At 38.4% G+C, this 24,876-nt stretch carries 22 protein-coding genes and 1 riboswitch; of the genes, 2 read left to right on the top strand and 20 right to left on the bottom strand.

Annotation, left to right across the window (positions count from 1 at the left end):
- Positions 1 to 244: 244 nt before the first annotated feature.
- From CD03_RS33205 to CD03_RS0110870, 6 genes are all read right to left on the bottom strand, one after another.
- Positions 245 to 706: a hypothetical protein gene (locus tag CD03_RS33205; protein ID WP_044289303.1), complete on the bottom strand. Its 462-nt coding sequence runs from the start codon at positions 704 to 706 to the stop codon at positions 245 to 247.
- Positions 696 to 1,121, bottom strand: coding sequence for a DUF2871 domain-containing protein (locus CD03_RS0110890; protein ID WP_027293655.1), 426 nt, complete (start codon positions 1,119 to 1,121; stop codon positions 696 to 698). Before CD03_RS0110890 ends, CD03_RS33205 begins: the two co-directional genes overlap by 11 nt.
- Positions 1,122 to 1,222: 101 nt before the next feature.
- Positions 1,223 to 1,819: a TetR/AcrR family transcriptional regulator gene (locus tag CD03_RS0110885; RefSeq protein WP_197041658.1), complete on the bottom strand. Its 597-nt coding sequence runs from the start codon at positions 1,817 to 1,819 to the stop codon at positions 1,223 to 1,225.
- A 23-nt stretch (positions 1,820 to 1,842) separates the two neighbouring features.
- Entirely contained in the window at positions 1,843 to 2,994 is a 1,152-nt protein-coding gene (locus CD03_RS0110880) for a M23 family metallopeptidase (protein ID WP_027293653.1), read from the bottom strand.
- Between the two features lie 70 nt (positions 2,995 to 3,064).
- Entirely contained in the window at positions 3,065 to 4,636 is a 1,572-nt protein-coding gene (locus tag CD03_RS0110875; RefSeq protein WP_027293652.1) for a hypothetical protein, read from the bottom strand.
- Positions 4,629 to 5,369 (bottom strand): ABC transporter ATP-binding protein, encoded by a 741-nt coding sequence (locus tag CD03_RS0110870; protein ID WP_044289302.1) that lies wholly within the window; start codon positions 5,367 to 5,369, stop codon positions 4,629 to 4,631. Before CD03_RS0110870 ends, CD03_RS0110875 begins: the two co-directional genes overlap by 8 nt.
- A gap of 331 nt (positions 5,370 to 5,700) precedes the next feature.
- Here CD03_RS0110870 and CD03_RS0110865 point away from each other — a divergent pair, with 331 nt between their 5' ends.
- Positions 5,701 to 5,931 carry an HPr family phosphocarrier protein gene (locus CD03_RS0110865; protein WP_027293650.1) on the top strand — a complete coding sequence of 77 codons (231 nt, stop codon included), beginning with the start codon at positions 5,701 to 5,703 and terminating at the stop codon, positions 5,929 to 5,931.
- Positions 5,932 to 6,051: 120 nt separating this feature from the next.
- On the opposite strand, the gene CD03_RS0110860 is transcribed toward CD03_RS0110865, so the two are convergent.
- The 10 genes from CD03_RS0110860 to CD03_RS0110815 all read right to left on the bottom strand — a co-directional run bounded on the left by CD03_RS0110860 (position 6,052) and on the right by CD03_RS0110815 (position 16,071).
- Positions 6,052 to 6,936: a DUF6612 family protein gene (locus tag CD03_RS0110860; RefSeq protein ID WP_027293649.1), complete on the bottom strand. Its 885-nt coding sequence runs from the start codon at positions 6,934 to 6,936 to the stop codon at positions 6,052 to 6,054.
- A gap of 197 nt (positions 6,937 to 7,133) precedes the next feature.
- Complete coding sequence (locus tag CD03_RS0110855; protein WP_197041657.1) at positions 7,134 to 8,306, bottom strand: phosphoribosylaminoimidazolecarboxamide formyltransferase; 1,173 nt, start codon at positions 8,304 to 8,306, stop codon at positions 7,134 to 7,136.
- 84 nt (positions 8,307 to 8,390) lie between these two features.
- A riboswitch (ZMP/ZTP riboswitch) is annotated at positions 8,391 to 8,469 on the bottom strand.
- A gap of 83 nt (positions 8,470 to 8,552) precedes the next feature.
- The gene (locus CD03_RS38555; RefSeq protein ID WP_027293647.1) at positions 8,553 to 8,906 is read right to left on the bottom strand and encodes a hypothetical protein; all 354 of its coding nucleotides are present in this window, start codon (positions 8,904 to 8,906) and stop codon (positions 8,553 to 8,555) included.
- Positions 8,907 to 8,917: 11 nt separating this feature from the next.
- On the bottom strand, positions 8,918 to 9,229 hold the full coding sequence (locus CD03_RS38550) for a hypothetical protein (RefSeq protein ID WP_027293646.1): 312 nt from the start codon (positions 9,227 to 9,229) through the stop codon (positions 8,918 to 8,920).
- 274 nt (positions 9,230 to 9,503) lie between these two features.
- Entirely contained in the window at positions 9,504 to 10,271 is a 768-nt protein-coding gene (phnX, locus tag CD03_RS0110840; protein WP_027293645.1) for a phosphonoacetaldehyde hydrolase, read from the bottom strand.
- A gap of 122 nt (positions 10,272 to 10,393) precedes the next feature.
- Positions 10,394 to 11,485, bottom strand: a complete 1,092-nt coding sequence (locus tag CD03_RS0110835; protein ID WP_027293644.1) for a 2-aminoethylphosphonate--pyruvate transaminase — start codon at positions 11,483 to 11,485, stop codon at positions 10,394 to 10,396.
- 80 nt (positions 11,486 to 11,565) lie between these two features.
- Positions 11,566 to 12,558, bottom strand: a complete 993-nt coding sequence (locus tag CD03_RS39940) for an extracellular solute-binding protein (RefSeq protein ID WP_027293643.1) — start codon at positions 12,556 to 12,558, stop codon at positions 11,566 to 11,568.
- A 4-nt stretch (positions 12,559 to 12,562) separates the two neighbouring features.
- Positions 12,563 to 14,194 carry an ABC transporter permease subunit gene (locus tag CD03_RS39935; protein WP_044289300.1) on the bottom strand — a complete coding sequence of 544 codons (1,632 nt, stop codon included), beginning with the start codon at positions 14,192 to 14,194 and terminating at the stop codon, positions 12,563 to 12,565.
- Between the two features lie 4 nt (positions 14,195 to 14,198).
- Positions 14,199 to 14,975 (bottom strand): ABC transporter ATP-binding protein, encoded by a 777-nt coding sequence (locus CD03_RS0110820; RefSeq protein WP_027293642.1) that lies wholly within the window; start codon positions 14,973 to 14,975, stop codon positions 14,199 to 14,201.
- A gap of 217 nt (positions 14,976 to 15,192) precedes the next feature.
- Positions 15,193 to 16,071, bottom strand: a complete 879-nt coding sequence (locus CD03_RS0110815) for a MurR/RpiR family transcriptional regulator (RefSeq protein WP_027293641.1) — start codon at positions 16,069 to 16,071, stop codon at positions 15,193 to 15,195.
- Positions 16,072 to 16,355: 284 nt separating this feature from the next.
- Between CD03_RS0110815 and CD03_RS0110810 the strand changes: the two genes are divergently transcribed.
- Entirely contained in the window at positions 16,356 to 17,027 is a 672-nt protein-coding gene (locus CD03_RS0110810; protein WP_027293640.1) for a DUF3298 and DUF4163 domain-containing protein, read from the top strand.
- A 79-nt stretch (positions 17,028 to 17,106) separates the two neighbouring features.
- On the opposite strand, the gene CD03_RS33195 is transcribed toward CD03_RS0110810, so the two are convergent.
- The 4 genes from CD03_RS33195 to mgtA form a co-directional block, all read right to left on the bottom strand.
- On the bottom strand, positions 17,107 to 19,167 hold the full coding sequence (locus CD03_RS33195; protein ID WP_052377759.1) for an aryl-sulfate sulfotransferase: 2,061 nt from the start codon (positions 19,165 to 19,167) through the stop codon (positions 17,107 to 17,109).
- A gap of 16 nt (positions 19,168 to 19,183) precedes the next feature.
- Positions 19,184 to 21,223, bottom strand: a complete 2,040-nt coding sequence (locus CD03_RS0110800) for an aryl-sulfate sulfotransferase (protein ID WP_027293639.1) — start codon at positions 21,221 to 21,223, stop codon at positions 19,184 to 19,186.
- Between the two features lie 17 nt (positions 21,224 to 21,240).
- Positions 21,241 to 21,828, bottom strand: coding sequence for a DUF4352 domain-containing protein (locus CD03_RS0110795; RefSeq protein ID WP_027293638.1), 588 nt, complete (start codon positions 21,826 to 21,828; stop codon positions 21,241 to 21,243).
- A gap of 205 nt (positions 21,829 to 22,033) precedes the next feature.
- On the bottom strand, positions 22,034 to 24,730 hold the full coding sequence (mgtA, locus tag CD03_RS0110790; protein ID WP_027293637.1) for a magnesium-translocating P-type ATPase: 2,697 nt from the start codon (positions 24,728 to 24,730) through the stop codon (positions 22,034 to 22,036).
- Positions 24,731 to 24,876: the final 146 nt, after the last annotated feature.

The raw sequence follows: 24,876 nt of genomic DNA, 5'->3' as shown, positions 1-24,876 counted from the left end.
CTTTTTCCGCCCGTTATACGCAGTCCTTTCATGTTAATTATAATTTACCATTCTGAAAGTGGATTTTGAATAAACAGAATCTTCATAAAGAATCGTTTTTTTGACCTGGGTTTTGACTCTAAAATAAAAAATACGTTTTTTTGACTGTCATCCGCTGTTTACGCCGAATCCAGTTAAAAAAACGTATTTTTATATACTGCTGTCCTGAAGCTGAATAATTCCTCATATCAAACTCTATAAAACTTTAGAATACGTGACTTTTCTCACATTTATCTTCCATTAATTTCTCCACCGTACCAAACTTAATACAAAACCCTATCCCCGCTGCAACAAGAGAAGCACCTAAGCCGGTATAAAACATCCGTATACAATGTCCCGGCCAAACATCTGCACGCCGCAGCAGAATGCCAAACGTCATCATAAATGCCATAATACAATAAGATTTTAAATCAAAAAATCGAAGGATATGCATCCGTTCCCCTTCGTAACGAAGGATGCGCGCCGTATGCTTTCCAATTAACCGTCGAAAAATAAAACCATAAAACACGCCAAATACCAGTAAAGCAGAAAATACTGCCCAAATGCTCCAGGGCCTGCCGGAAGCCAGTATTCCAATTCTTATAATATTGAACCCTGCTGCAAACCAGACAATTCCAGCTGCCAGCAGCAGATACTTCTTCGGTATATGAAAAAATTTATTTTTCATTTTTAGCCGCACACTCCTTTAAACATAAAAATAGTAAAACGATACCCACACCTGTCAGGATATGTCCAATTCCGGCAATACCCGAAATCGATGCATCCAGTGCTGCTGACCCTTTGATCCCAAGCACCTGTATCACACCTCTTATCAGAAGCATCAATGCTGTTAAAGGTACGCCGATATTATAAATCACCATAAATGCTTTCCATTTTCTGGACCTGCATAAATCCTCTAATTTTCCCACAAACAAAGCGGTCACCAGGAACATTACCATTCCAAGTAAAAATAAATGGGTATGTACGAATGCCAGGGATGTGCGACCCTCAAAACCGTTAAACTTCGTAAATTCCCGATAGAAGACGCCTCCTGCCATTGCTGCAATCGCATAACCAAAGGCAATATTTATCATTTTCTTCATGTACATTTCTCCTCTCGTGTAAAAATTTTGAACACGTCTTTACTGAACGATGTTCATTTTTGTTTTAAGAAAATCCACTCTTTCAAGTGCCAAAAAGTGGATCAGATAATATATAAAATCCTGTTTAAGACTTCTTTAAAATAACTGCAGTCTCTTTCTTCATCCGTAAGCATAGAGAACATATTGGTAAAAAGAAATGCTACGAATTTCTCTTTTGTAAATGTATCTGTCCATACAGCATCCGATATTTTTTTATCCTGCCCAAGAGCGATCAAAAACCCGTCCTGTACGTGTTCCAGATACTTCTGTTCCACCATCCTGCCTTTTTCTTTTTCCGAACTCTTCATTGCTTCAAACTGGCTCATGAAAATCGAACGGAAATCTTGGAGATTGGCACAAAGCCTGAGATAAACAGTTTCAAAAAATTCTACAAACGAAATATCACCCTGCATTTTACATACATCCTGATGAAATATCGTTTTCCAGAATTCTTCCACTACTGCAAATATCAGTTCTGACTTAGATGGAAAATAATTATAAACGGAACCCGTGGCTATGCCGCATTTTTTAGCCAGATACCGTATATTTAATTTATCGGCACCTTCTTCAAAAACAATTGCCTTCGCAGCTTTTATCAGCTCTTCTCTCGAAGTTACAACACGGTTCACTCGCTCACCTCCATCTTGAACAACGTTCATTATATCAGTATTCCAGACTTATGTCAATCTCCTTTTTCCAAAGTTTCTTGATACTGCTCTACTGCAGGATCCCTGAAATCATAGATTCTGTGATATTCCTTTGTCTCCAGATTCTTTTCCGTGAGACTCCTGTTCTGATAGAGAAACCTTGTCAGCTGATAACAGTCAACCCATATTTCTCCGTTTCCTTCTTTTTGGGATTCATCAAATATCAGCTGCAGTCCCCAGTGAAGATGGGAGGTATCAATATTATTCACATTTTCATTAGCACTGTACCCGGTACGTCCAAGATAACCGATTACATCTCCTGCCTGCACTACACTTCCCACCTCCAACTGCTTGTTATAAGGGAAATTCTTTCTCAGATGTGCATAATAGTAATATCTCTTTTTATCAAAACTTCGGATTCCCAGACGCCATCCGCCATACTGGTTCCACCCGATTGCTTCTACGCAGCCCGACTCTACCGCAATAATCGGTGTACCCACCTGCCCCATCATGTCATGCCCCAGATGAGGACGGCTGTATCCATAGGATCTCGAAGTTCCAAAATCATCATAATCGGAATATTCATACCCTTTCGCTATAGGCAGGTATGCTTTCAATCCGTATTTCTTTTCCCATACCACTGCATTGTCTTTTTCTACCTGAATCTCATATTCTCCAACCCAGCCATCCAGAACAGCTCCATATGCTTCCCGGTAATAAGGATAATATTTTAGATCTTTTGTCAAATCCTCCATAGTCTGTCCCTGAGTGGTCAGCTTTTCTTTTAACTCCTGCAGATCTTTCTCTTTATATCGTGTGAAATCACCACCATATCTTGTTCCCAGATAAGCCAGCAGGTCTACCCAGTCCAGATGTATCTCCTGTCCGTAACTCTCTGTATCAAGCTGGTAAGCTGCCCGCATAGCCTCATTTGTCACATGAAAATCAACCCATTTTATGAACTTCTTTTCTGTTTCCGTTTCTGCTGCGGAAGATTCCTCTTTCTCACTAACCCGGGTCGTTTGCCCTGTTTCCTGCTCGCCCGTATCTTCAGTACTCTTTAAATTTTCCGCTGCAGCGTGGTTCGACAATGAACTATGTACCCCTCTGTAAACGGCAAAAATTGTTAGCAGTATCAATATAATAAGTTCTATTTGTATAATACGTTTTTCACGTTTCTTGTCCATGGCAGACTCCGGATATTAAGTCACTTTCATTTTATTCCGAAGATCCGATAATATGCAGATAAATTCTCTGTTAATCATAAAGCCCGGTATTTACCGTTTTACGATAAAGTGCGATTGTAAGGATTCCTGTTATAATCGTTGCGGCAATTAAAACAATTTCTATATATTGGTTAAAAATTACTGCTGCTATGATGGGCACAAATGCTGACAACGCTCCCACACCCATGGTAATTCCCATTGACATAGACTGTTTTACAACTTCAACTTCATTATTCCAATCGTATTTTGGATATTTTAAATTAATAGCAAGCCCTAATACTGAAATGTAAAAAGCATACACTGCAGGAACTGTGAAAATCAGGATCCCATTCAGTAACCCCGATTTAAAGGCTATGGTAAATAAAATTCCCGTTACAATGATTGCCGGTAGCAGCACTGTAAGGTTTAACGCAATTTTACTATTGTAAATCAAACTGTTTTTAACCGGCATTGTACAGTTGATCCACCTGCTTTTTCCTTCCAGCGATATGGTTGAAGATGTGGTACAGCACAGTGAGGAAATTAATATCATAACAAAAGGTGCATACTTTTGTAAGTTTGAAAATAACCCCGGCATTTCCATCATTTTATCTATCTGATCCGGTTTGATAAATAACAGGGTGATTCCCATTACAACCATCAGTATTGCTGTAATAGACGTATTCATGATATAAATACTGCATGATGTATACTTTGTAAGTTCTCTTTTATATACTGCCATAAATGGAGAACGCACACTCAGAGCACCTATTTTATAATTACTTTTTGTATGATGATTTAATATGGCTGTATTTATTTTCTTATAAAACTTAGCAAGCAGCGCTACAAATAAAGCAGCCGGAATTACCGATAGCGCTAAAAACAGAACAAAATCCATCCAGCTTCCCTGAACCAGTGCGTTAGAAAACATGCGGGCTGGCGGATAAAAACGGTTTATCGCATCGGATAACATTGTCCCGATCTCCACCAACTGGACGGTTCCTCCCTGCAGGCTGAATGAACCGGCAATAACAGCTATCGTAGCAGCTATACTCAGGATAATCACTACCATATTTTTGTATTTGAACCGGGATGCAATGGCTGTAATCAGTGCTCCCACTGCCAAAGCAAGTGTCATTGGAAGTAACGGTGCAAAAAATATACCGATTAGCATCATTAGCCAGACATCAACACTGCTGTGCATTGTCACACCAAATACTATAATAGAAGGCAGAAGCGCAATACAGCCTACCAGAAGATTCAATATGTATACCCCAAGCAGCCTGCTTAATATAATAGACGCACTGCTTACCGGCAGTGACATCACCATGTCATAGTCCTTCATGCCAAATAATACGCCTGTACTTCCGGTAAAGGTAAGCACAATTGTCACCATTGCACCTGCCATCAGCATCATCCCCGGCAGCATCTCAGTCAGCCCCAGTACCCGGTATCCGATTGCCAGCCCCGTACTGTATCCAAACATCAGTAAAATCAGAATAACTGCCACAATCACAACTTTGACAGCTCTGCTTTTTTCCTTTTTATCTCTGGCATGCAGAAGCTTATTCACTCCAAACGTTCCTAATATCTGCACTCTCAATAGCCCAATAAATTTAGTCATGTGCTGCCACCTCCAAAAATACTTCTTCTAAGCTGCTGTTGCCCCTGACATCTTCTGTCCTACCGCTGGCAATTAGTTTACCTGCTTTAATAATTGCAATTTTATTACAGAGTTTTTCTGCCACCTCCAGAACATGGGTAGAAAAGAAAATCGCACCTCCGTTATCGCATAATTCATGCATCATTTTCTTCAGGTTAAAAGCTGCTTCAGGATCCAGACCCACAAAAGGCTCATCCAGCACCAACAATCGTGGCTGATGTATAAAAGCCGATATGATTGCCAGCTTCTGTTTCATACCATGAGAATAAGAAGAAATCAAATCTCCCAGATTCTTCGTAATTCCTAACAGATCTCCATATTTTCTGATTCTCTTCTCACGCTCCCCTCCCTGTACCTGAAACATGTCACCGATATAATTCAGATATTGTATCCCTGTCAGGTATTCATACAGATCCGGATTATCAGGAATATAAGCAGTCATCTCTTTACACCGTATAGGCTCCTCTTTCACAGAATGCCCACCTATCCATATTTCTCCGCTGTTAAACTCCATCACTCCCACAACAGAACGGATGGTAGTGGTTTTTCCAGCTCCATTGTGGCCGATAAATCCATAAATATCCCCCGCCTCTACTTCCAGGTTCAAGTGGTCAACTGCTTTCTTTGTATCACCGTACATCTTCGTTAAATCCTGTATTTTTAAAACCGCTGCTGCATGATTTTTCTTTACCATAATTTTCCCTTACCTTTCTTAACTTAAAGCGTTTCATTTGTTATTCGTATTGTATATGTTTCAACAACAATTAGCAAGCGAAGCGCCGTTAACTTTATGTGGCAAAGTAAACCAACACGATACTTTTTCTACAATTATTTTCCAGAATTCTTCTCTAGATGAATTTATTTTTATTTTTTTCATAATTTTTCTTAAAAGTGGTATATTTCATAAATATTTTACATATACTTTACGGAGGTATCATGCTGTGTTGACAGAATCTTAGTAAGATAATGAAAAGAACACAGCTGACAGACACAAAAACACTCACATTTTAGAAAGGAAGGGCGCTATGGTTAACTACACCATTAAACTGAAATCTTTTGAAGACATCTACGAATTTGTAAAAAAATGCAACCAACTGGACTGTGATGCAGACTTAATCTGCGGACGGGCAACGGTTGATGCAAAATCTTTGTTGGGGGTATTCAGCCTGGATATCAACCGGTCTCTCAAGCTCGCTATTAATACAAACAATCCTTTTTTAGCAGAACGGATCATGGAGCCTTATATCGCAGCATAATTTACATACAAATCCATCCGTTCACAAATCATTTTGTGCAAAACAAAATGGACCGGGAAAGATTTCAATTCTTTTTCTCCTGGTCCATTTTATTTGTTGTATTATATTTTTCTGATCCTCTTATGCAACAAGATCCGTTTCTTTTTCCGTATCCGGATCCGCTTCTTTTTCAACTGCTGAATTTATTACTTCATCCGGTACTGTTATTTTTTCAACTTCTCCAAAAGATCCAAACTTTAAATCAAACGTACATTTATCACATTTAAATTCTACATCCACTTCGCCGGTATCCGACCCTTTCATAGACTCAAGCATCATGGATTTCATATCCAGACTCATTTTAACCGGTTTTTTCTCTTTTTTGGAAATATAGATTTCAACCGGAAGTTCCATTTTCGTCCAATCAGCTTCTCCCATTAACTTCGTGGAATCATCCATGATACTAAGAGCTGCTTTAATCATCGTTTCTAATGCTTCTCCGTCTAAGGTTCCTTTTAATGCATAACATTCTACTCCGTCAACGTCTTGTGTTTTCTCTTCCAGTTCCAGATCTCCCGCTAATTTCTGAACTTCTCCGAAATCATAAGATTTGATCATTTCATCAATATCTCCACTGATTTCTTTCTGCCATTCACCTTCATCTAATTTCGAGTAGGAAACGGTATTATCCCCATCTTTGGCAGTATACATTTGCATATTCATTTCCTGATTCATCCCCAGCATATCTAACGTTATAGCCCCTTCACCATAAATCACCTGGGGATTGGTATTTACTTTCATGCCCATATCCATATTCATTTTAATATCCAGGGTGATTCCCTGAACACTGCCGCCCGCCTGCAAATCCATTATCATATCCAGCTTATAATTTTCTTCTTTAGACATATTCTCTGACATGGATTTTAAAAGCGTCTCTGAAGTTACCTTGCCGCATCCTGCCATACTAAAAGCCAGAATTCCTCCTCCCAGTACAACACATCCCCGTTTCCACAATTTCTTCTTCATACTTTTGCCTCCTTTTCAACAACGATTTTGACTTGCTCCCTCATGTATCCATACATACTTCAACGCTTAACGTATATAGATTATATTAATGGAATAACGAAAAAATCGCAATACTTTTTTATAAATCAACATAAAACGCAAAAAAACCGCTGCTCCGGCATGTACTAATCTGCCAAAGCAACGGTAAATTTATTATCTTAGTGATGGAAGAAACGAATACCTGTCATTGCCATCGCAATGCCATATTTATCACAGGTGTCAATTACATTGTCATCTCTTACAGAACCACCGGCCTGCGCTACAAACTTAACACCGCTCTTATGTGCTCTCTCAATATTATCACCAAATGGGAAAAATGCATCAGACCCCAGTGCTACATTGTCCATTGTCTTCAGCCATTCCACTTTTTCTTCTTTTGTCAAAGGTTCCGGTTTCACAGAAAATACTGCTTCCCACATGCCATCACGCAATACATCATCGTAATCGTCTGATACATAAACATCAATAGCGTTGTCTCTGTCAGCTCTTCTTACACCTTCTTTAAATGGAAGGTTCAGTACTTTTGCGTGCTGTCTTAAATACCATACATCTGCTTTATTGCCTGCTAGTCTGGTACAGTGTACTCTGGACTGCTGTCCGGCACCTACGCCAATTGCCTGTCCGTCTTTTACATAGCAAACAGAATTGGACTGTGTATATTTTAAAGTAATCAGTGATATCAATAAATCTCTTTTTGCTGCTGCCGGCATATCTTTTACCTGAGTCGGAATGTTCTGAAGCATTTCTTCATTCAACGCAATATTATTTCTTCCCTGCTCAAATGTGATTCCAAAAATATCTTTTGTTTCCTGTACAGCCGGTACGTAGTTAGGATCCATCTGGATAACTACATAATTTCCGCCCTTTTTCGCTTTCAGGATTTCTAAAGCTTTTTCAGAGTAAGAAGGTGCAATAATACCATCGGATACTTCTCGTTTAATATATAATGCGGTTGCTTCATCACATTCATCTGACAGTGCTGCAAAATCTCCATAAGAAGACATTCTGTCTGCGCCTCTTGCACGGATATATGCAGTAGAAGCTTCTGTTAACGGACAGCCTTCCACAAAATAGATTTTTTTCATCGTTTCATCAAGGGGTTCTGCAACGGCTGCTCCTGCCGGGCTGACATGCTTGAAAGAAGCTGCTGCTACCATTCCTGTTGCAGCTTTTAATTCCTTTACTAACTGCCAGCTGTTAAAAGCATCCATAAGATTTATGTACCCTGGTCTGCCGTTTAAAATCTTGATCGGGAGTTCTCCCTCTTTCATAAAAATCTTAGCTGGTTTCTGATTTGGGTTACAACCGTACTTTAATTCGAATTCTTTCATCACTGTTACACTCCTTTTCATGCTAGAGCGTGCTTATAAATTGCTCTATGGTTAATATTTGATAAAAAAGAGCCTACTACCCGGGCTCTCTGCCCAGACGGTCGGCTCATTATCATTATACTTCATGTGGTTAATTCCACTTCCGTCAGTCGTATAACTAAAATCAACATAACATTTTTTACTGTAGATGTCAAGAGCTTTTTCGGTATTTTCAGGTTCTTTCCCACTGTTGCAGATCTATGAATATTATTTCCCCTGGATTAATGCCTCTAGCTGTTCATCAGACAGACCCGTCTCTTTCAGAATATATTCTCTTGGTTTTTGTTCCAGCAACATTCGCATGGCTTTTAAATCCTTGTTTTTTTGTTCGGTAATTTTGTCTATTTCATCCTTTTTCTCTTTTTCCAGCTTTTCTTTTAATTCTTCCATTTTTTTATTATTCTCATATTCAATAATATCAATATCTAATACCAGTGCCTCTTCTACCATCTCTGACACACCCCTTTCCTCCAGTTCTTCATATCGGTCGTAGATATGATGGTATAACTGCAGTGTAAGACGTTTTAATCGTCTTGCATCATCTTTGGTTATATTACCCAACTTTTCATTCTCTATGATACTTTCGATTGTTCATCCTGATACATTTGGGCTTCCAGATGATAACTGTCTGTATGATTAATAGTAATAATTGTATCTGCGATCGTTTTTCTTAAGTCTTTGTCCACATGTTCCGTCCAATTATATTCTACTTCACTGTCTTGAGGATAACTCTGTTGAAATAAACCATTAATCAAATGAATGACTGCTTTCTTGGACAAGGTTAATATTCTTTTAAATATCTTATCATAAATATGATATGTATTGTTTTCTCCCCGGATTTTTTCAGAATTAGAATCTGAAAATGTATTTTCTCCATTTATCATCGTTTTCTTTATTTACCTTTCTTCAATTTTATATTTGTTTTGGGAATTTTTTTATATTAGATCGAAAAGAATTGTTTTTATAGAGATCCTATTTGATTATATATAGTATCATATTAATTATTAAGTTTCAATTATTTTTTATCAAATATCTTATTATATTTTATGTATAATAAAATTGTTTATTATTCTTATTTTACAAAAAAAAACCTTGAATCCAACACGCACTAATACGTATCTATCGATTCAAGGTCTTTCTCAATCTGTACCTCATTAATTATATTAATTCTAAGATCCCACGGATATCCTTAATCACACAGTCTGCACCGGCTTCTTTATAGATTTTACTCACTCTGTCCAGTTCTGCCTGTTTTTCTTCTTTGGAAAGAGCCTCATATTCCTCCTGGGTAAGTGCCATCTCGGAACTGCCTTCCAGTATGCCAACGGTATATACACCGGCATTTTTTCCTTCTTTTATATCAGATACGGTATCTCCCACCTTTATGACGCTTTGTACGGAAGATATTTTAAGGGTCTCCATGTTCTTGAAAATCATGAAAGGATATGGGCGTCCCATGCTGCCCACAGCATCCGGACTAAACCATGCATCCGGCTCATATCCGGCTTCTTTTGCCTTCTGCGTTACGATATCCATCATAATATCTGTATAACCGGTTGTTGACCCGATTTTTATGCCTTTTTCTCTCAACTGTTCAACTGTTTCCAGCACATAAGGCTTTGGCTGTGCAAATTCGTCCAGTATACTCAGTAATTTGCTTTCGAATAACTCATAGAGCTTTTCCACATCGCTTTCCTGCGATGGACCCTGATATTTTTCAACCCATAATTTCTGTATGCGGGGCATTGCAAGCATGGTACGGATATGATCTCTTTTCAGCATACCCATGGGTTTTCTGACTTCTTCCATAGTGGGCTCGATTCCAAAGTGTTTAAACACTTCGACAAATGCCTGTACCGGCGCAAAACATCCGTAGTCTACGGCGGTTCCTGCCCAATCTAAAATAATTGCTTCTATATTATTCATGTTCTGTCTCCTTATCTTTTCACGTTTTCTCATTACGTATGACGAAATATATACATTTGAATTTTCTACTAAATGGGGCGTACCGTTTTAGAAACTTTCAGAAAGTAACTTTAAAACAGGTTCTAATGCTGGCGAAAAAACGCTTCCATGATTTCACATAACTTTTCAATATCTTCTCTATAGATCTCACCGATATTGCCGATACGGAAGGTGTCAGCCTCTGTAACTTTTCCAGGATAGATTGCATAACCTCTCTCCTTGATGTAACGGTACATTTCATCGAAGGAAAAGTGATGGTTATCCGGATAGAAAAAGGTTGTAATAATCGGTCCCTGCAGAACACCTCCGATATATGGACGAACTCCCATTTTTTCTAACTTCTCTATTAATAGCCTGTTATTGTCATAATAGCGTTTGCTTCTGGCTTCTATACCGCCTTCTGTTTGAAGTTCGTCTAATGCTTTTGAAAATGCCAGAACTACATGGGTGGGGGATGTAAATCTCCATTTTCCATCCTTGTTCATGGTTTCCCACTGGTCATATAAATCTAATGACAGGCTTCTTGCTTTCCCTTTGCTTTCCATCAGTTTCTCTTTATTAGCTATGATAAAGGAGAATCCCGGAACTCCCTGGATGCATTTATTGGCACTGCTCACGATGAAATCAATTCCCCATTCCCCAACTGGAATTTCTACACCGCCAAAGCTGCTCATTGCATCTACGATAAAGGTGCGTCCTCTTTCTTTTACAACCTTTGCAACAGCCTGAATATCGTTTAAGATCCCGGAAGTAGTTTCGCTGTGTACCATAGACACATGGGTGATCTGAGGATCTGCATCCAAAAGTTCCGCTATTTTTTCGGCATCCGGAACCTTGTCATAATCCTGCTGGTATAAAGTATAAGGAATTTTCCCATGCTTTGCAATATCTCCCATACGTTCCCCATATGCTCCATTCGATGCAATTAATAGCTTTTCTCCATCACCGATTACACTGGTAATGACAGATTCAACCCCAAAGGTTCCGCTTCCCTGCATCAGAACTACCGTGTAGTCTTCTTCGGCAACATGTGCCAGCTCAAGAAGCTGTTTTCTGATCTTCATCGTAATCTGTTTGTAATCGTCATCCCATGTACAATGATCAAACATCATCTCCTTTTTAACAGTATCTGTCGTAGTTAATGGTCCAGGGGTTAATAATTTATAGTTATTCATTTGTGTATATCTCCTTAATTTGATTATTTTTATTTGATTATTTTGATTAATTGAATTCATCTGTTTTTATACTTTTTGTATTATTTTGCTTTACTGCCTTCTGATAATTCCTGATGTCTCTTTAAAACATCCACCGTCAAAGCTTCTTCAAATATTTTTGGATTTGCAGACATATTTTCGCTGTCAGCTGTTTCACCTTCATAAATTGGAATTGGATAAGTCTTGATTAATTCTGCTCTGCCCTTATTGATAATACAGTCTGCCATCTCCATTGCCATTTCATTTGTTTTATCACCCTTATCAATTACTGCAGCTGATTCGGTGAGTGAAAAATTACCTTCTTCAGGATCTACGAAGTCGATGGGCAGACCACTCTTCTTATCTGCCGCTGCCTGATGCCTTAATCCGAATCCAATAGCAACTTCACCTGCACGCACTTTTTTGATTGGTCCTGAGCCGGAGTCCTCAATATGCGGTCCTGCATTTTCATAAATCTTAGTCAGTACATCTTTTGCTCCATCTTCCCCATAAGCCGATACAAGTGCCTGAATCAGAAGCCATGCTGTAGAGGATGACATGATATCCGTTACGGAAACCATATCTTTGTACTGTGGATCCGCAAGGTCTTTTAATGATTTTGGCATGGGAAGGTTCTTTTCTTTCATAAGTTCGGTATTTACAATAATTGCGCCTTCCTGAGCGGTAATCGGTGTATAATAGGATGGGTACTCCGTTAAGGTTTTATGGTCAAATGTCAAATCTTTGAACATGCTGTTTTGCTGCTGCGCACTATCAATATAGAAGGAACTCATCGTTACTAAATCAGCCTCTATATTCGTCCCTTCTGCCAGGAGCTTCCCGCCAAGTTCGGATGTTCCAAATGACTGCAGTATGTATTTGTCCTTAAATCCATTATTGTCCAGCGCATTTTTCATGGCTGTCATAGCCTCGTCATCCGCATTGGAATAAATAATTACCTGATCATTTTTTTTACCGCAGCCTGCCATTAAAGTTCCCGATGCCAGAATCACTCCTGCCATAAGCGCTGCTGTTGCTCTTTTCCATCTTTTCATAATATTACTCTCCTTTTGAATTTCTCTGTTTGCGATTAGCCAGCCATTGGAATATAATTTTCCCAAGGATATTGGTAAATAAAATTAACAGCGATAACACAAATATCTCATTAAATTTTGCATAGTGCTGTAATTCTTTGATTTTGGTGGTGATAACCATCGTTCTGGCTCCTGCAATGAAGATTACAGCACTGATTGTCACCATAGCATTAATAAAATAGTAACTGAAGACTTCCAGTATTGTGGAAACTGCATTGGGCGTTACAATCCGAATGACTGTTTTAATCCAATTATCACCCATCAGTTTCGCCGTTGTTTCCCAGGATGCATTCATTTTTGTCAGAGAATTTTTCATCATTAAATAGGGTGTAGAGAAGAAATGAACGATGTTGCAGATAATAATGATAAAAAATGTGTTCTGCAGGCTGCTTCCTGAAAATGCAAACAGGAATGCAAGACCTAAAACCATCCCGGGAATGGTATTTGTAATAAGAGCAATGCTCTCGATTACGCTTTTTAACTTGCTGTTAATGGTACTTCTGGCTGTAACCAGTGCAGCTCCGTAGGCGGTCAGCGTTCCGCAGACTGCTGTAATCACAGCTACAAATAATGAATTCGTATATACATTGGACAGATTGGGATCTGACAGAACATTCTGAATGTTTTTCAGCGTAAAACGAATATTGTATGGCCATTCTTCCACAAATGGAACAATGAAGATCACCAGGAATATGGATACGATACAGAGCATAAATATTCCGCTGATAATCGCACATGATGTATCCCGTTTTTTGTTTTTCTTAATTTCAATTGCCGATATTTTATTGTACCGGACATTATATTTTTCCAGATAATGCAGTACCAGGATGCTTACAATGGAAGGTACCAGCATTACGACTGCCACGACTGCCCCTTTGTTGAAATCCGGAATGCTTCCAAGCATCTGATTATACAGCACACTTGCAATTACATCGAATTCCCCTCCTACCGATGCCGGGATACCGAAATCCGTAAAACAGAGGAAAAACGACTGGATAAAAGATGCCGCCAAAGTTCCCAGAAGGGGCCTCACAACCGTAATCCAAAAAGTTGAAAATCCATTGTCTCCCATGATCCTGGATACGATCATATATTTTTTATCAATAAACCGCATGGTGTTGTCAATCAGCATGAAGGAAATGGGAAGGGTATAAATCACATAACCTAGCAGCAGTCCATTAAATCCATATATTTCAAACAGCTGTGTTCCAAATAATTTTGTGAGAAGCCCCTGTTTTCCAAATGAATAGATAATTGCAAATCCATATGTAATTGTAGGCAGCAGCATGGGAAGAACTGCAATGGCTCTTATGATTTTTTTATAAAACTGTGCAATGTTAGTATAATGAATCGTATATGCCATAAAAAATGCCAGCAGAGTCGTTACAAATGCACTGACTCCCGCTATCAAAAAGCTGTTTCCTACCGCTTTCCCAAACCCTCTGCCGGTAAATACTGATTTATAGTATTCCAGGCTGATGCCAGAACCGCCCACAATAGACTTTAATAAAAGCTGTACTACCGGCACTGCCAGAAATATGAGAAAGAGCAGTGCCAGCAAAATAAATACAACTTTGACCTCTTTATTTTTCTTCATAACCCTATACCGCCTGTGAAACGAAATTGGTTTTTCCCGGCATTTGGAATAAAGTAAAAATATTGTTTCTCTTAATTTCTAATTGGTTTAATATGAAGTTCTTCACAAAATCATTTTCCGGCTTCTGTATAATATCTTCCGGTTTCCCATACTGGGAAATGCCGCCCTCATTTACGATCAATACCCGGTCAGACAATGTCAGCGCTTCTTCGGGATCATGTGTTACAATAATTGTTGTGAGATGATATTCTTTTGCAATAGTTTTGATCCGCTCCTTGATCGACTCTTTAATAACCCCGTCTAAGGCACTCAGCGGCTCATCCAGCAAAAGGATCTTAGGTTTCATTACCATAGTCCTTGCCAGCGCTACCCGCTGCTTCTGACCTCCTGAGAGCTGGTCAATCTTCTTTGACAGATGTTCCCTCAGCCCCAGCAGATCAATTAATTCTTCTACTTCATTTTTAGAAGCGATCAGCGGTTTATTCTTTAATCCGTATGTAATGTTCTTATATACATTCAGGTTTGGGAACAAGGCATAATCCTGAAATACAATATTGAATCCACGCTCTTCCATAGGTACATAAGTAATATCTACATCATTAAAAATAATTCTTCCATTATCTACATCGGTAATTCCCAGAATCAAATTCAAAAGCGTCGTTTTTCCGCATCCGGAAGGTCCCAGGATCGAAACAATCTGACCATCCTCTATTTCTAAACTAATATCATTTAAAATACTGACTCCATCATAGGACTTATTCACCTGATCTAATTTTAACATCACAATACTCCTTTACTTTTCAACACTGTTTTCCTTTGAACACCGCCATTATAGCAATGCCCTCTCCAAATAACAATAAAATCCAGTTCAATTCTTTGTAAAGTTATTGTAAAATAGGCACAAAAAAGGAACTGTATCTTTGTAGTTTTTCTACAAAAATTACAGTTCCTTCTTCGATTCCTTTTAGAAAGTATTTTGCTGTCTGCTATTATCGCACTTATGCATCATATGCTTTGTCTCTTATAATGCGTCCGCTCTTATCTAAACGCCTGGCATATTTATCGTAATCACTTAAAATAATCCCCAGGTAAATCATATCCACCAGGGCAAGCTGGGATGCCCTGGAAAAGATAGCATCACCATAAAGCAGCTGTTCATGAGTGGTGCACAGGGTAATATCCGCATATTTGCTGATCAGTGCATTTTCAAAATTTGTAATTACGATGGTTTTTGCCCCGCTTTTTTTGGCTATCCGCATTACATCTACCGTATCCTTAGAACAGCCCGAATAAGAGATACCGATTGCCACGTCTTTTTCTGTTAAGTTGCTGGCACAGATTCTCTGCAGGTAATAGTCATTAAAGCTACGGCATTTCAGCCCCAGATAGAGCAGCTTCGTATACAGGTCACTGACCGTAGTGCCTGAATTTTCCACACCATAGACATCAATTAAATCGGCATTGGCTATGAGTTCTACCACCTGGCTGTACTTAGTGGCAGATATGCATTTCAGTGTATTTTCCATCACCTTGATTGTGGTAGCAATTGTTTTGGCGGGCACCTTATCTACAGAATCAGAAGCATTCAGCCGGTATCCGTACATCGCAGAGATCCCATCCGGCTGTGTTTTCACATCCTGTGCCATCTCTTCCACAACAGCATATTTAAATTCCCGGAATCCCTTAAATCCCAAAGCCTTTACAAAACGCAGAATCGTAGGCTGGCTTACCCCTGCCTTTTTTGACAAATCCGTAAGTGACATTTTCCCAACCTGTGCTAAAGACCCTAACACATAATCCGCTGTCCGCTTTTCTGATGTCCGCAAAGATGCATAAACTTCTTCGATACGAAAACTAATTGTTTCTTCTAAACGCATACTGATTCCTTCTTCCTGGAAAATGAAATCACCATTCTTGTAGAAAAACTACAATATTCCATGGTGTCACAAGCTTACATATATTTTCCTGCCTGTTTTTATTTTACATGAATCCGTGAAAATGTAGTGTAAAATCTTTGTAAAATCTGCCGCACGTCTTACTTTTCCTCTATAAATCAAGATGTTTTATTCTTATGTATCCGGATTTTCCACTCAAAGTCACCTGAATTTTTATCAAATGCTTTTTTTCTTCATATAATAGAAAAAACGAATGAGTTGGAAAAATGGTTACTGTGGAAGATTTTTTACTGGAAGATACCCTGTATTTCGAAAATACCCCTGTTCTTTCTTATACGATTAATTACCCGCAGCTCAAAGACGGCTGTGACGAAGACGCTTTGGAAAAAGTTAATAAATTTTATGTAACAAGAGCTAAAGTCTACGAAAATGAATGCCGGACCAACCTGTTTCATGATGCTTCTATGCAGCTGCAGTATACTAAGACACACGGATATCCTTTTCTCCCGGACGAGGTAGATATCCGGTATAAAGTAACTTTCAATGAAAGCTGTATTCTAAGTCTGTATTTTGACCACTATTTATTTACCGGCGGAGCTCATGGTTCTACTCTCCGCTATTCAAACACCTGGAACTTAAATAATGGCCACATGATCCGCCTCAAGGATTTCTTTGAACCCGGCAGCGACTATAAAAGCTATATTCGTAACAAGATCAATGAAATGATAAGCAAGCAATTGGAAAGTTCTGTTTCCCATCCGGATTATTTTAAAAATCCTGAGCAAAATGTCTCTGTATCCTTTTCCCCGGATAACTTTTATTTAACACCGGAAGGAATTGTAATCTATTTCCAGCAATATGATATTGCACCCTATTCCAATGGTATTATTGAATTTACGATACCTTATGAAGAAGGGATGAAGTTTTGGGAAAAATGATAAAAACTGCCGTATCATGATGAATACGGCAGTTTTTATGCTATACTAAACTATTTCCACACCTTATAAAATTACTAAATCAGAATTTTATTTCATATCCCGTATCATATACTGTCCCATCCGCTTCAATATAAATATGATACATTTTTCCTGCAAGATCTTTGCTGGAGATTGTTGCAGACATATTCAATATTTTTGAATCATCTTTCTGTTGCATAGGAATGATTCCCAACGTATATACATTCTGATTGCCTTCTTCATCTTCTAATATTATGTAACCAGGTTTTACATCTTCACTATTACTCGGCAATGTACCGCTAAACATGAGTCCAAAAGGCTTCTGATCTAATACCCAAGATTCTTCTCCAGCAGCAGCGTTTCCACAATCTACCTTCTGATCTACTGTTTCTGTTACACCCAGATCACCCAACCATTGACCTTTGACCGTTAAGTCTAAGTAAGAACTTTCTTCAGCATACATATCTGCTCGTATGCTACGGTAAACAAGGCTTGGAACAACCATTTCAAATACTAACTTATTATCTTTAACCTGATCAATATAAGCCTGTTTTTTTACATCTGGTGATAGTTGATCATATGGTGATACGTCATATGTATTCTTATTCGCATCAAACATATTTCCACCTGAAGTTATCCAATAGTTATTATCTCCAATATAATCAGCACCACTAATAAATGAAGAATACCATTCCGGACCTCTTTCTTTGCCATATTCCCAAACCTGCTCAATTGTCATATTGTCATAATCTAAGTGATAAACAACTGCTCTGGAGTAAACCTGATCCCCTGCTACAGCATTATCTGGTTGTGTTTTTTTAGTCCGAGAATCTCCGTTATCAAACACCATGACGTCTCCATTTGGAAGCATCGTAATATTATGCTGTGCATACTGCCATTCGAAATTATCACCTATCGGCTTGAAGAAATATTTTTCATCGACAGTTGTCCATCCCTCTGGGTTTCCCATCACCCAGCTAAGTGTCTTATTTTCTTTATTAACACCAATTACTGCATCAACATGCCTTCCAGAAATTAAGATTGTGTCAGTTTTTTCATCATACCAAACAGCATTATTATGAAACCAGTCTTTCTCCGTTTGATTAAGAGAGCTTCCATCAGTCACATCTAAAAGTTCTTCCAGATTCAATTCCCAGACAACTTCGCCTGTTGTTCTATCAATTTCAACAATTCTATCTTCAACATTTGAAAAATCTGTAGTACAGCTTCCAATCAGCAAGTTTCCATTTGGCATCTCGAAAGCAGCATGATGAGATCCGCCCGGAATACTATACTCATTATATATTTTACCTGTTAAATCAAATTCAATTATACCTGACATATAGTAAAGTGGATGTATTAAGGTATCCGTTTGTGCTAAAAAATGCCCATTAGATAGTTGTTTAAATGGAAGTCCAGACGTCTTACAATACCACCTAATAGCTCCTGCACTATCATATGCTGCGATCTCATTTGCTGCTCCACCCGAAGCAAAAGTAAGCTTGGAAAAATCATATTCATTATTATCAATCGTTTTTATTTCTGCCTGATTTCCAATAGTAGTCTCCAAGGCTTCTGTTGTTACCTGAACTGTTTTAGTTGTCCCATCATCAAGTGTAAATGTAACTTCATTTTCTTTTCCGGAATATAAGCCATAGATTGGAATTATATGTGTAGTTTCCTTACCAAATGATGCTTCAATATTGTCTTCTGTTTTCTCCCCTTTAACTAATAACTTTACTCCTGTGGACTCATCCGTATTAAAAATAGCTACCGCTGTTAATGGTGAATTACCATACGGATTTACAACTATAAATGGTTCATCGATAGTGTAGCCGCTGGACACTTCTGCCATTAACTGCTCATCTACTTTAGCTTGCTCTGCCAAAGTATCATTCATTATTACACGTTTTGATTCTTGCTGTTCCGAATCAATCGTTGTTTCTGAATCAACTATTGTTTCATCATTATTTGCAGCAGTTTCCGTTTCCACATTTGATTCAGAATTTTCTGTTGCCATAGCTGTTTGCGACTCTTGTGTCTGTTTACCTGTATTGCTGCATGCCGATGCCAAACACATTGTTCCAATTATTAAGCCTATAAATAATGCCCGCTTTTTCATATTTTTCTCCTCATTGCTAAGAAATGGTTATCGACTGGTTTAAGTTAAAATACTCATCCTGGCACATAATGTATATATTGTATGTATCAGCTACAAATTCAGTTAATGGAATTGGTATTGCATATACAAAGGAATATTCAAACCTCACTTTTATATCAGATATGTCATATATATATGTGTTATTTTGTCCTGAGAAAATTACCTGTGTGTAGCTATGATTTTTAGCTGTAAAAAGCAATAGATCTTTTAACATCGACATACTAATCTGAGCTTTTGAATCAGACTTTAAATTTCTCTTGGGTTTTTCTACCTTCGTATCCACTTTAACCGGATAACGCATCTGTCCTTTTAAATACGTGTCATTCACATTAATATTCTGCAAACAACTGCTAAAATCCAAATCTATATTATAAGCACGATAATAATTATGATTAATTTTATATTGATTTAAAACTTCTTCACTGTCAAAATCATATTCCGTAACGGTTCCATAAAGTCCTGTCTTTTTACTCCCTGAATATGCAGATGCAGCAAACACTCTTTTGTTATCATAATCTAAAAGGTAATTTGAAGTAACTGGAGAATAATCGCATTGGTAAATATGGTCTTGTTTTACTGTCATTTTTTCCGGGTCAATCGTATATAATTTCACATATGAATAACCTGTCTTTTCGAATCCTTCCACTTTTCTGTTTTTATCATTATGATTATCAAACAACATTACATGTATCGTATTCGGATCATTGTCAATATCTTCCTCTAACTGATACACTGTATGTGGCTGATAATGCCATTGAATATCGCCCTCCGGCTGCAGTACCTTGTCTTCTAATCCCGTACCTTCCCAAAATTCCGGATCACCTAAAATCCATTCAATTTCATCAGTGCTCCAGTTAATCTTAACCGCCGAATGCAGGTTTCTTGGATTAACGATAATGGAATCCGTTTCTTTATCATAAGAGAGAGTATTTGTATGTGCCCAGTCTGCTTTATTAACATACCCTGATTTCTTAAATAGCGGTCGTAAGTTTAACTCCTTAACAACCTCGCCTGTCTCACGATCATATTCTTGTAAAAGATCTTTTAAATAACCCTTTCCTGAATCGGATAATACAAGAAGATTACCTCCTGGTTCTTTTTCCTTTATTTCATGATGGGCCCCTGAAGTAAAGAAGTAATCCTGATATACCCTTCCTAAGTAGTCAACCTCGTGATATTGCGTAGATCTGGGTTCACCGGCATTTGCCATCATTGTGTTTTCGGATTCAATAAGAAAATGTCCATTTGTTAATGGATATCCTCCAAAATTAGCTCCCGTGGAATACATTAATGCCCACCTAATGTCTCCACTGGAATCAAATCCATATAAGTGAGGAATTGCGCCTCCGGTTACAACCATCAGCTTGATAGACGATTCTGTAGTCTTCTTTTCCATTTTCACGGCATCTATAAAAGCATCTGGCAATGAATCTGTTTGTATCTTCAAAGTGGTAGAGCGAACCGCCTTCCCATCTTTATCCAATTCTTCCAGTAAAACATTGTTCTCCATATTCGCATACAATCCTATAATTGGTATAATATGCTGTTTTGTTGCTTCTATCGTATCTGCAATATCATTCTCTTGCGTCTTACCCTTCACAGTCACCTTAATCTGACTCTCTTCTTCTGTGGTAAAAACAGCAACAGCTGTAAGAGGAGAATTTTGATAAGGATTTTGTATAACCAGCGGTTCCTCAAAGCTATATTCACCTTTTTCTAATTCTGCCTGAATCATCTCGTCTATTTGAATCGTTTGTTCTTCCAATGACTGCGTTTGCTTTATCCCCTCTGATACAGATATATTTTTACCAGAATCTACATTACTCTTTATCGTTTTTTCTTCACTTCCATCCACTTTTACTTTTACATATTGTGGACCTTTATCCTTTTTACTCAATCTTGTATTAATAAAACGAAAATTAGGCTGAGTTAAATAAAAAATTGCTGAACCAGCTAATAATATCAGAATAACGGCTACTATACTTCCAACAACAATATACTTTTTTTTCCTACCCATTATGTCTCCCTTCAATATTATTCAACTGGTATGCTTAATGTTTCTCCTTCAAAAGGATACTCTAATGTAAATTTATTTGCAGATTCATCAACTTCATAACAAATCCAACCTTCGTTCGTTCCAAAATTTAATTTTGTACCCTGAAGACGTTTCATTCCTAAATCGCTGAGAAACGCATCATCCATTCGGCTATATTCTTTTCCATTTTCATCTTTTACCTTTAACTTTGTAAAATCAATTTCTTCCTTACTATCCACTTTTTCAAATATTACTTTTAGCAGGCAAAACTTCATACCTTCTGAAGCCTCTTTATGATATTCACTGGATTCAACACTTGTATACCCTAATTGTGTAGATACATTTTCAAGCTTTTTATTAAACATTGATTCTTCATATGTAACTTTCCAGCCGCCAACTTCAGATACACTATTCTTGTCCACCTTAGCAGAACCCTCTGTAGTTTTTTCATTCGATGGCTTTGCAGTTTCTGAATTCCCTGCTGCCTCTGTTGTTGTAGTGACCTCAGTACTGTTACCGCCCTGACACCCTGTTAACGAAAGAATAGTTGCACTTATTAAAATAGCATATAACAATTTTTTCTTCATTGATTTTCTCCTCCAGATTTATTAAGTAATAATTCCAAACATATCAACTTCAGATTTTAGCATGAAAATGTGAATAAAATATGATAAAGTTGTTTAGTATTGTCGAAAGGACCTATGTATTTGAGATTTAAATCAGTAAATATTCTATCAAACTGATTTTTCTCCTCTTAAAAAACAATTTGATAGAATATCACTGCTCCTTATACTACAATAATTCCCCATACCGCCGCACATACATCTTCTTCATAAAAGTTGCCACCCCCATATAACAAACAATCACTGCTGCCAAAATGGCAAAATATACTGCCGGCAGTGCTGCAAGACCTATCGCACTGCCTAATCCCGTAAATGGAATTATGGTAGCGGTCAGGATTCCACCCAGTGTCAGTATTGTTACCGGGGCTGCTGCATGACTCTGAATGAACGGAACTTTTGCTGTCCGGATCATATGAATAACTAACGTCTGGCTCCACATGGATTCTATAAACCAGCCTGCCTGAAATACAGCAACAAATGCATCCTGCATCTGAGGATCCGAAATCTGATGATACAGTAATCCGCCGCTCATCAACGGACAAATTACGAAATACATCACAAGATATGTTGCAATATCAAATATCGAACTGGTAGGCCCTATCCACAACATGAATTTACTGACAGAAGATGCATCCCACTTTTTGGGCACAGCCAGAAATTCAATATCTACATTGTCCCATGGTATCGCTGTACAGGATATATCATAAATCAGGTTCAGCAAGATTAAGTGGATTGCTGTCATCGGTAAAAACGGCAGAAATGCACTGGCGGCAAGCACTGAAAACATATTTCCAAAATTAGAGGACGCTGTCATTTTTATATACTTTATCATATTCGCATAGGTTTTTCGTCCTTCCAGAATTCCCTTTTCCAATACCATTAGATCTTTTTCCAGAAGAATTGTATCTGCCGATTCCTTTGCAATATCCACCGCCGTATCTACGGAGATTCCCACATCTGATGCTTTCATCGCAGCTGCGTCATTAATTCCATCTCCCATATATCCCACCACATGCCCGTTCTTTTGGAGGATCTTTACTACTCTTGCCTTTTGAGCCGGAGAAAGCTTTGCAAAAACGGTTGTCTTCTCAGCTTCTTTTGCCAGCTGGTCATCATCCATAGCATCCACCTGTGTTCCCAGAAGCAAATATTTCGTAGATAAGCCTACCTGTTTGCAAATACAGCAGGTAACCTTTTCATTATCTCCGGTCAGGACTTTTACATTTACTCCGTAACCGTGCAGTGCTTTGATTGCGGCTGCTGCTGTTTCCTTCGGCGGATCCAGAAATGCCAGATAGCCAATCAAAACCATATCCGCCTCATCTGCAACAGAAAACGCTCCTTCCGGTGATGGATTTGTCTTTTGTGCCACTGCTATCACACGCATTCCGCTCTCATTTAATTCTTCTACCTTTGTAAGGATTTTATTGCGCATCTGATCCGTCAGCGGTTCTACTTTTCCTTCGTATTCTGCGAATGCACAAACCCGCAGCATCTCCTCCACTGCACCTTTTGTTATCATCTGTGTCTTTCCATTTTTATCGGCTACTACTACACTCATCCTGCGTCTTTCGAAATCAAATGGTATTTCATCTACTTTTTCGTAGTTGGACTGTATACCCTGAAGCTGTACCTCCTGCTCCTGCAGTTCGTTCGTCCTGTCTATAATCGCAATATCCATTAGGTTTTTAAGCCCTGTCTGATAGTAGCTGTTTAAAAATCCATGACGCAATACTCTTGGATCTTCATTTCCTTCAATATCCAGATGATATTCCAATACTACCTTATCTCTGGTCAGGGTACCTGTCTTGTCGGTACACAGGATGTCAATTGAACCCAGATTCTGGATCGCATTCAGATTCTTAATAATTACTTTCTGCCTGGACATGGATACTGCACCTTTTGCCAGGCAGGTGGTTACGATCATTGGCAGCATTTCCGGCGTCAGACCTACCGCAACGGAAATGGCAAATAATGCTGCGTCCATCCAGTCATTTTTCGTATAGCCATTGATAAAAAATACAACTGGAACCATAATCAGCATAAAACGGATCAATACCCAGGATACCGAATTCACCCCTTTTTCAAAGGAAGTCTGATCCGGTTTTTCAGAAAGAGACTTCGCCATTTCACCAAGCATCGTATTGTTACCAACTGCAATTACAACTCCTGCCGCACTGCCGCTGATTACGTTACTGCCCATAAATGCCAGATTGGAATAATCGGTTACCGCATCTTTGCTGCCAATTAAAGCGCTGCACTTCTCAACCGGTTCACTTTCTCCGGTAAGTGCTGACTGGCTGATGAATAGATCCTTTGCCGAAATAATACGGATATCAGCAGGTATCATGTCTCCTGCCGAAAGCAGCACAACATCCCCAACTGCCACATCTTCCAGTAGAATTTCCCTTGTTCCTTCTTCCATTCTCTTAACACAGGTAGTGGTCCGGATCATTGCTGACAATCTGGCAGCCGCATTACCACTTCTCGTTTCCTGTATGAACCGCAGCATACCGGATATCATTACCATAGTTGTGATAATAATAACCGTAACGGGATTTTGCTCGCCTGGATCCGCAAAAATAATATCTGTAAATACGGAAACTGCTGCCAAAACAAACAAAATTGCTGTAAATGGATTAATAAAAGCACCGCAGATTCTCTTGACAAGGGATTCCTTCTGTCCGTGAGTCACAATATTCTTTCCATATTCTTCTTCAGAAACTTCTAACTGTGCATTTGTCATTCCCTCTGATGATGTCTGAAATTCCTCATAAAATTTATTCCATTCAACAGTTGCTGCATATTTTAATTTTTCGTTCACCGTTTCACGGCGTACCATATTTCTCATTCTGTTTTTTTTCATTGTCTTATACCTCCTTTATTCATGTTCACAGTAACATTTCTTAAAAAAGGGCATAAAAATCCACCGCTATTGTTTTCATTTACATAGCAGGCATAAATGCCGGGAACACTTTATTCTCAGCAGATATATCAAATGTGTATAAAAAC

The sequence above is a fragment of the Robinsoniella sp. KNHs210 genome, from assembly GCF_000686105.1.
GTDB lineage: Bacteria > Bacillota > Clostridia > Lachnospirales > Lachnospiraceae > Robinsoniella > Robinsoniella peoriensis.
Note: the sequence above shows the minus strand (reverse complement) of the source record. Positions and strands in the feature narration are given on the sequence as shown.

Coding starts and splice junctions, on each gene's coding strand:
- CD03_RS33205 (WP_044289303.1), bottom strand. CDS start 706: ATGAAAAATAAATTTTTTCATATACCGAAGAAGTATCTGCTGCTGGCA.
- CD03_RS0110890 (WP_027293655.1), bottom strand. CDS start 1,121: ATGAAGAAAATGATAAATATTGCCTTTGGTTATGCGATTGCAGCAATG.
- CD03_RS0110885 (WP_197041658.1), bottom strand. CDS start 1,819: ATGAACGTTGTTCAAGATGGAGGTGAGCGAGTGAACCGTGTTGTAACT.
- CD03_RS0110880 (WP_027293653.1), bottom strand. CDS start 2,994: ATGGACAAGAAACGTGAAAAACGTATTATACAAATAGAACTTATTATA.
- CD03_RS0110875 (WP_027293652.1), bottom strand. CDS start 4,636: ATGACTAAATTTATTGGGCTATTGAGAGTGCAGATATTAGGAACGTTT.
- CD03_RS0110870 (WP_044289302.1), bottom strand. CDS start 5,369: ATGGTAAAGAAAAATCATGCAGCAGCGGTTTTAAAAATACAGGATTTA.
- CD03_RS0110865 (WP_027293650.1), top strand. CDS start 5,701: ATGGTTAACTACACCATTAAACTGAAATCTTTTGAAGACATCTACGAA.
- CD03_RS0110860 (WP_027293649.1), bottom strand. CDS start 6,936: ATGAAGAAGAAATTGTGGAAACGGGGATGTGTTGTACTGGGAGGAGGA.
- CD03_RS0110855 (WP_197041657.1), bottom strand. CDS start 8,306: ATGAAAGAATTCGAATTAAAGTACGGTTGTAACCCAAATCAGAAACCA.
- CD03_RS38550 (WP_027293646.1), bottom strand. CDS start 9,229: ATGATAAATGGAGAAAATACATTTTCAGATTCTAATTCTGAAAAAATC.
- phnX (WP_027293645.1), bottom strand. CDS start 10,271: ATGAATAATATAGAAGCAATTATTTTAGATTGGGCAGGAACCGCCGTA.
- CD03_RS0110835 (WP_027293644.1), bottom strand. CDS start 11,485: ATGAATAACTATAAATTATTAACCCCTGGACCATTAACTACGACAGAT.
- CD03_RS39940 (WP_027293643.1), bottom strand. CDS start 12,558: ATGAAAAGATGGAAAAGAGCAACAGCAGCGCTTATGGCAGGAGTGATT.
- CD03_RS39935 (WP_044289300.1), bottom strand. CDS start 14,194: ATGAAGAAAAATAAAGAGGTCAAAGTTGTATTTATTTTGCTGGCACTG.
- CD03_RS0110820 (WP_027293642.1), bottom strand. CDS start 14,975: ATGTTAAAATTAGATCAGGTGAATAAGTCCTATGATGGAGTCAGTATT.
- CD03_RS0110815 (WP_027293641.1), bottom strand. CDS start 16,071: ATGCGTTTAGAAGAAACAATTAGTTTTCGTATCGAAGAAGTTTATGCA.
- CD03_RS0110810 (WP_027293640.1), top strand. CDS start 16,356: ATGGTTACTGTGGAAGATTTTTTACTGGAAGATACCCTGTATTTCGAA.
- CD03_RS33195 (WP_052377759.1), bottom strand. CDS start 19,167: ATGAAAAAGCGGGCATTATTTATAGGCTTAATAATTGGAACAATGTGT.
- CD03_RS0110800 (WP_027293639.1), bottom strand. CDS start 21,223: ATGGGTAGGAAAAAAAAGTATATTGTTGTTGGAAGTATAGTAGCCGTT.
- CD03_RS0110795 (WP_027293638.1), bottom strand. CDS start 21,828: ATGAAGAAAAAATTGTTATATGCTATTTTAATAAGTGCAACTATTCTT.
- mgtA (WP_027293637.1), bottom strand. CDS start 24,730: ATGAAAAAAAACAGAATGAGAAATATGGTACGCCGTGAAACGGTGAAC.